3 protein-coding genes are annotated in these 6,475 nt (G+C 44.5%); all 3 read right to left on the bottom strand.

Features of this window, described 5'->3' with window-relative positions; genetic code table 11:
• Window positions 1-5 precede the first annotated feature (5 nt).
• Complete coding sequence (locus HJG39_RS06460; RefSeq protein ID WP_268407977.1) at window positions 6-2,462, bottom strand: ABC transporter permease; 2,457 nt, start codon at window positions 2,460-2,462, stop codon at window positions 6-8.
• Between the two features lie 175 nt (window positions 2,463-2,637).
• Window positions 2,638-3,201: a hypothetical protein gene (locus HJG39_RS06465; protein WP_268407978.1), complete on the bottom strand. Its 564-nt coding sequence runs from the start codon at window positions 3,199-3,201 to the stop codon at window positions 2,638-2,640.
• A 118-nt stretch (window positions 3,202-3,319) separates the two neighbouring features.
• The coding region (locus HJG39_RS06470; protein WP_268407979.1) for a condensation domain-containing protein at window positions 3,320-6,475 on the bottom strand (3,156 nt) is incomplete at its 5' end.

Genomic DNA, 6,475 nt, shown 5'->3' on the forward strand with positions numbered 1-6,475 from the left:
TCTTATTAGCTTTCTTGCAACGTATCGCCCGGCTCTTTAGAAACAATCTTCTTGGCGGGGAAATAAGTCGCACAGAACATAATGATGCTGACCACCACAATCACCCCAATAAACACTAAGGGCAGCGAAGCAATATCCGTGGTTGAGAGGAGTGCGTTAATGGCAAGCAGGCTGAGTAATCCGCCAAACACACAACCAATCACCAGCAACACAATGCCTTTATTCACGAAACTTCTGATAGCCTTTTCATTAGTCAAGCCAAGCGCACGACGAATACTAATATCGCGCGTACGAAGCATGACCGAGCGCGACATAATGGCGAAGATACCACTGGCAGCAAGGACAAGTGCTATCACACCAATCATGGTTAGAAGGATGCTTAATTGTTCGAATTCAAATACCGATTCTTCGAGCACTTGTGTTAACGATTTAATAAGGAATACCGGCACGTCACGGTCGACGTTTTGCGCTGCAACCTTTAATGATTGGTGCAAATCATCAGGCGCACCGTTCACTTCCAACATCACGTAAAAAGGTGTTGCTTCTATATCTAACGCTGTATGCCCTAAGCCTTGCGCCATTGGGCGATAAATAGCTTTACGCGGATCACTTGCATCTTCAGGGCGACCAGAAACGGGGTTTTTGATAATGCCGACAATGGTTAACCACTCGCCATTATTTGCCGGATCAAGCTGAATTCGCTTACTCAAAATATTGCTCTCATCAGGCCACAAAATCTCAGCTAGATATTCATCAATCACCGCTACAGGTAACGACTCTTTGTTGTCGGCGCGGGTGAAGTAACGACCTTCGAGTAAAGAAATATTCATCACATCAAAGTAATTTGGATCAACCGAAATTACTGTTCTTTCTGGATATTTGTTGTCTGTGGTAACGTCTCTGTCTTCCAAATTGTAAGATTCATAAGACATATTCTGACTCGGCAAACTATTGCTGTAAGTCACTTGCTTAACGCTACCATTGGATAACAACTCACTACGCAAGTTGTCCATGAATTGCTGGCGCTGCTCAGGTGTTTTGTAGCTGCTGGCTGGTAAACTAATGGACGCGGTTAAGTAAGTATCGGATTTAATTCCGTAGTCCACTGCAAATTCATTCTTCAAACTGGTGATGGTGACGCCGTTGGTGATCAAGATGAACACCGAAATGAATAACTCAAAGGTGATAAGCATCATCACAAACCAGTTGCCTTTTTTCGACCCTGCATGCTTTGTACCGCTAGCAAGGGTTTCATAAATTGCTATGCGTGACGCCCTGAACGCTGGAATACCACCTGCTAACACCCAAATAATCAACATCAATACAAACGCAAGAATGATGACATCTAGCTCTAGGTCGTAGTTAATCCAGAAAGGTTCGCCCATAAAATCAGGCCCCGCTTGTGCGCTCGTTGTGCCCCACAACGCGAAAATAGACAACACAATACCAAGCACGGCACCAATAAAGCAGATGAAGGAAGACTCCATTAAGATGTTGCGAATCAATCCAAAGCGAGTTGCCCCTAGTGCACCGCGTACAGCAAGTTCGTGATTCCGCTCGTTGGCGCGCACTAATAACAAGTTACCCACATTGATGCTCGACAGCGCCACAATCAAAATGAGGATGGCAAATAATAGTTTGGAAAGCGTTAACACGCCTTCGTCGTTAAAAAACTGACGTGTGAAAGGCAATATTTTGGTTTCCGTATCTTTGTATTCGTAGCTAAATTCTGCGCTTAAGTTTTGCATTAAACGTGTGGCTTCACGCCCGGCGGCTTCGCGCTCTACGCCATTTTTTAACATAGCGACGATGGTGAAGTTAGCACCATCAACCCCCGGCTCAGGGTTGTTAGGCAACGTTAAAGGCAACCATAAATCACTCGCAACAGGGTAACGGAAGTCTTCTGGCATCACTCCAACCACCGTATGCGGTACGCCATTTATACGCGTGCGCGAATTTACGATGTTAGGATCCGATGCATAATAGTTTTGCCACAAATGATGACTCAATAACACCACGGGTTCTGAGCCAACTTGCTCATCATCAGCCAACAGCAACCGACCCATTTGAGGATTAACTTTGGTGAAATCAAGCAAGTTGCTAGTGAGCTTTGCGGCAGTGAAGGTTTCCGTACTTTCGCCATCGCTGATGGTAGCTAGGGTGGCGACTTGAGTTGCCCCCATCTCGGAATAACTTTTCGCATTTTGTTTCAAAAATTGGTACTGATAAGCATCCCAAACATTACTGTAACTTTCTCGCGATGTTTCGTTTCGTAAGCTGAAAACAACGAATTTATCACCATTAGGAAACGGAAGCGTCCGCAAAATTTGGTTATTAATGACCTGAAAAATCATTAATGATTGGGCAATACCCAATGCAATTACCAAAATACAGAGAGAAACAAAGATTTTATTTTTCCTAAGCAATCGCAAGGTGTGATTTATCTCTAACTCTAAATTCATATTATTTTTCCTTTCGCGACGCAGCCGCTTCGCCATCAATCGTTACAATGCATAAACAATAACTTCGCTTAGCATTATTGAGCTTCATTTATTGTTATTTTAAAAGTGAGCAAAACACTTAACTTATGTGAGTGATTTACTCCTGTTACGAATCTTATTTCTTTTCACCTTTGAATTATTTGATGTCTTCTTCTTTCTTATTTAGACGGAATAACAAGCTATATCCGGGGCCAAAAACCAACCAGAAAAACGCCAGAACTTTAACCATATTGTCCCACATATAAAGTGACAATATCTTGTCCTCATCGTTAACCATCCAAATCATGACTCGCACTAAAACAAAAGTAATTGCACAAGCCAACAGGGCTTTTGCAAACAAGATAAGTTCGTACTTAATATTGCCCCAACCCACTGAGGGAGGAGCTTGAGGCTTCGGTCCATTGGCAAAACGATGGGCAAAACGCTCATCAGCCCAACGAATCAACCCATGTCCGAAGATAATAGAAAAGCCGATATAAGCGGCGGCTAAACCATGAAAGAAAGTGGCAGTAGTACCGCTTCTTAAATCGACTACAGTGACTATGAATAACAACACATCTATCAGTGGAATACTGTACAAACAGTACAGGCCAAACTTAGGCCAGCCAATGACATATCGCGCAAACATCCCAAGAAACAAAACCACCCAAAAAGCAATTTCGCACCCTAAGATAAGAACAAGCAAAATACTGTCTAGCATGAACCTACATCCATAAGTTGTTACCTCATTATCACTCTGAAGAAACGCGGCATAAAATGAAGCTTTTTAGATGATATTAAACTAACACCACTGCATTTTAATGCCAAGTTTTTCACCTTTAATTTGATGGATTTAATTGCAACAAACAATCATCAATTGTTTGATTTGGTTGAGACAAAATATTTTCCAAAATAGCGATATACCAATTGGATAATTTCGCCATTGTTGATGCGCGATATTTACTACTGTTGTAAACCCAAACACCAGAAACACCGCTTTCTTCTCGAAGTAACCTTAAGTCCAATGTGTTTTCATATTGGATCTCATTTTCAGAGAAATACGCCGCCTCACTCTGTAATCCATCCAGTGCCCAACCCGACTCCTGTGCAAAGTTGTAATATTGGAAGTTCACATCTGAAATTGGCAGGGTTTGATCGCAGTCTAGTGTCTCTAAAACAGCATCAATTTGAACATCAATATTGGCTTGTGCAGTCACCACATTGTCTGCCACTTGTTTTACAAAGCTGGCAAGACTCTTTGCCTTATCCACACGTGAATGCACCGGCAATAAGTTCAAATACAAACCTATGCTCTTCGCCAATTCCGGCAAATCACGTTCAGCTTTTGGTGATACCACCACAATGTCCGACTCATCTGCATAGTTAGCGAGCACCAAGTGCAACGCCGACATAAAGAAGGTGTATAACGTAATGGACTGCGCTTTACAGTATGCGTCGATACGCTCGAACAAGGCTTCATCGATGTTTAAGTCGAAGTTACGATTCAAACCGCCTGTTGGTACAAGGTCGCTCTTTTCCAAATCGGTTGGGAAAGCTTGAGACCATTGCAAGTCACCAAATACCGACTGCCAATACTGCATCTGCTGCTGTAATGCAGGCGTGTTGTGCCAGTAATGATTCCAATAACAGTAATCAGGGAAGTCGGCGGCTAAAGGCGTTAACTCAGGTAATACAATGTCACCATCGGCTTTCACTTGAGCGCCGTTGTATAACGTCTCTAGCTCTTCTTGGAAAATCCCCCAAGACCAACGGTCCGACACCAAGTGATTCATACCCAAGACAACATAAGACTGCTTTTCTGCGTCTGGTGAATCATGGTTAAGTGCATCATTTTCAATAATCAAACAACGTAAGAATTGACCGTTACGAATATCATAAGCACGATTCACTTCATCCAACATCATTTGACGCAAGGTCGCTTCGGCGTTCCCTGATGGTGGACAATTGACCACAGTGAAATCCGGTTGCATTTGTGGATCTATTTGCAACGCCAGATGCCCACGATAATCCGCAAAACGCATTTGGAATACCGCATGACGCTGCACCAATGCGGCATAAGCACGCTCAAACACAGCAATATTTAAGTCACCTTTTAAGCTAATAATGCGGAAGGTACGCAACATTGGCTCCAAGCTCGGTTTTTTCGTGAAATGCAAGAACATCTTCTGCGAATATGGCACAGGACAATTCACCACGCCTTCTGCCTTGAAGGTTTTCAGCGGGAAGAAAGGTTGAGTCTCTGAATGTTGGTTTTGATGTAGCCAATTATCCAGTTTTGCCTGATCCGCTGGAACAAGGGGGAAGTCGGCTAAGCTAAGCTGCGCTCTTTCCACACCAGTACAATGCGCCACTATATCCAGCAACGCTTGGCGATAATACTCCGCCAACGCTTGCATGGTGTCGGGGCGATAACGATGCTTATTAAACTCCATTGAGAAGCCAAATTGTCCTTCTCCCACCGCAGCGTTAAAGCGCATTGGATAAGGACGTTGACGACGCGGGCTGATTTCTGCACCTGTGTCTTCATCCACTGGCATAAAGTCGCTTAATACTTCTTTTGAATTGGACGCTTGTGTACTTTGGTCGAACTGACCTAAGTAGTTAAAGGCAATATCGAATTCAAAGGCATCTGCTGCTGCCGTTAACGCCTCATCTTGTGCCATGTAACGCAACACACCGTAGCCAATACCGTTATTTGGAATCGCCGCATTAGCATTTTTTACGCCCTTAATGAGCGCCGATAAATCTTCTGCTTCAGCATCGTTGTTGTTAGTGGAATCACCCGCTAATAACATAGGGAATACGCTGGTAAACCAACCGGCTGTTTCGCTCACATCAATGTGGTTGAACAATGGCTCACGACCATGACCTTCCATGCGTACACGTAATACATCGCGTCCACACCAACGCTTAAAGGCAAGCTGTAGTGCGGCGAGTAGTAAGTCGTTGATCTTAGTTTCATAAGCACCGTGAGATTCACGTAATAGCTGGTGCGTTTCCTGCTCAGACAACGCCAACGACACATTGGCAGAGGTTGCCATTGAATTGTCTTCGTGATCCGCATCTTGAGGCAGTGGCTCAACCTTTGTGGACATTGCCGCCAACCAATGCGCCTTTTCTTGTGCTAAGGCATCACTGCTGGCGTATTCTTGTAAGGCTTGCGCCCACTGTTGGTAAGAGCTGCTCTTCGCCGCTAGCTTAATCTCGCCTTTGTCCTGCCATTGTTTCAGAGCTTTACTCATATCATCCAACACAATACGCCACGTTACGCCATCAACTAATAAGTGATGCAGTACCAAGACTAAACGACTGTCTTGAGAAGCTGGCGCATCAAAGTAAACCGCTTTTAGTAACGGCCCTTGCGCTAGATCCATCTTGCCCTTAATAAAGGTTGTCATTTGCGTTTGTATAGCTTCACGCTGTGCCGCTGTCGTATTGTCGTCAACCAACATCGGAATATGCTCAACACACTGTGCGATCATAGCGTTGGTTAATGGCTGATAACTGGCTTGCCACTCACCCTCATCCGCGCTTACAAAACGTAAACGCAAGGCATCATGACGCTGGTGCATGGCATGTAAGATGGCGTTTAACGTATCGGTGTTAAAGCCTTCTGGCACAGCCAAAATCGTGGACTGATGGAAGTAATGTTGATCAATCTGGTCGCCCTCTAAGAACCAATGTTGAATGGGCAACAAGATCTGCTCGCCTGAAACATCGCCTTGTTCCGCTTTAATATTCGACGCTTCCCCTTCTCCACCCGTTAAGGCTTCAATCGTTTGCCCTTCGAACATGTCGCGCATGGAAATATCAATGCCAAGCTCACGAGCACGGGCAATCACCTGTATCGATAAGATGGAATCCCCGCCAGAGGCGAAGAAGTTATCGCGAATACCCACTTGCTCAACTTGTAATATGTCGGCCCAAATGTCACACAGCGCCGACTCTTTGTCGTTACGCGGGGCAACGTAGGT

Source organism: Alteromonas sp. a30, from assembly GCF_026788005.1.
In the GTDB taxonomy this organism is placed as follows: Bacteria; Pseudomonadota; Gammaproteobacteria; order Enterobacterales; family Alteromonadaceae; genus Paraneptunicella.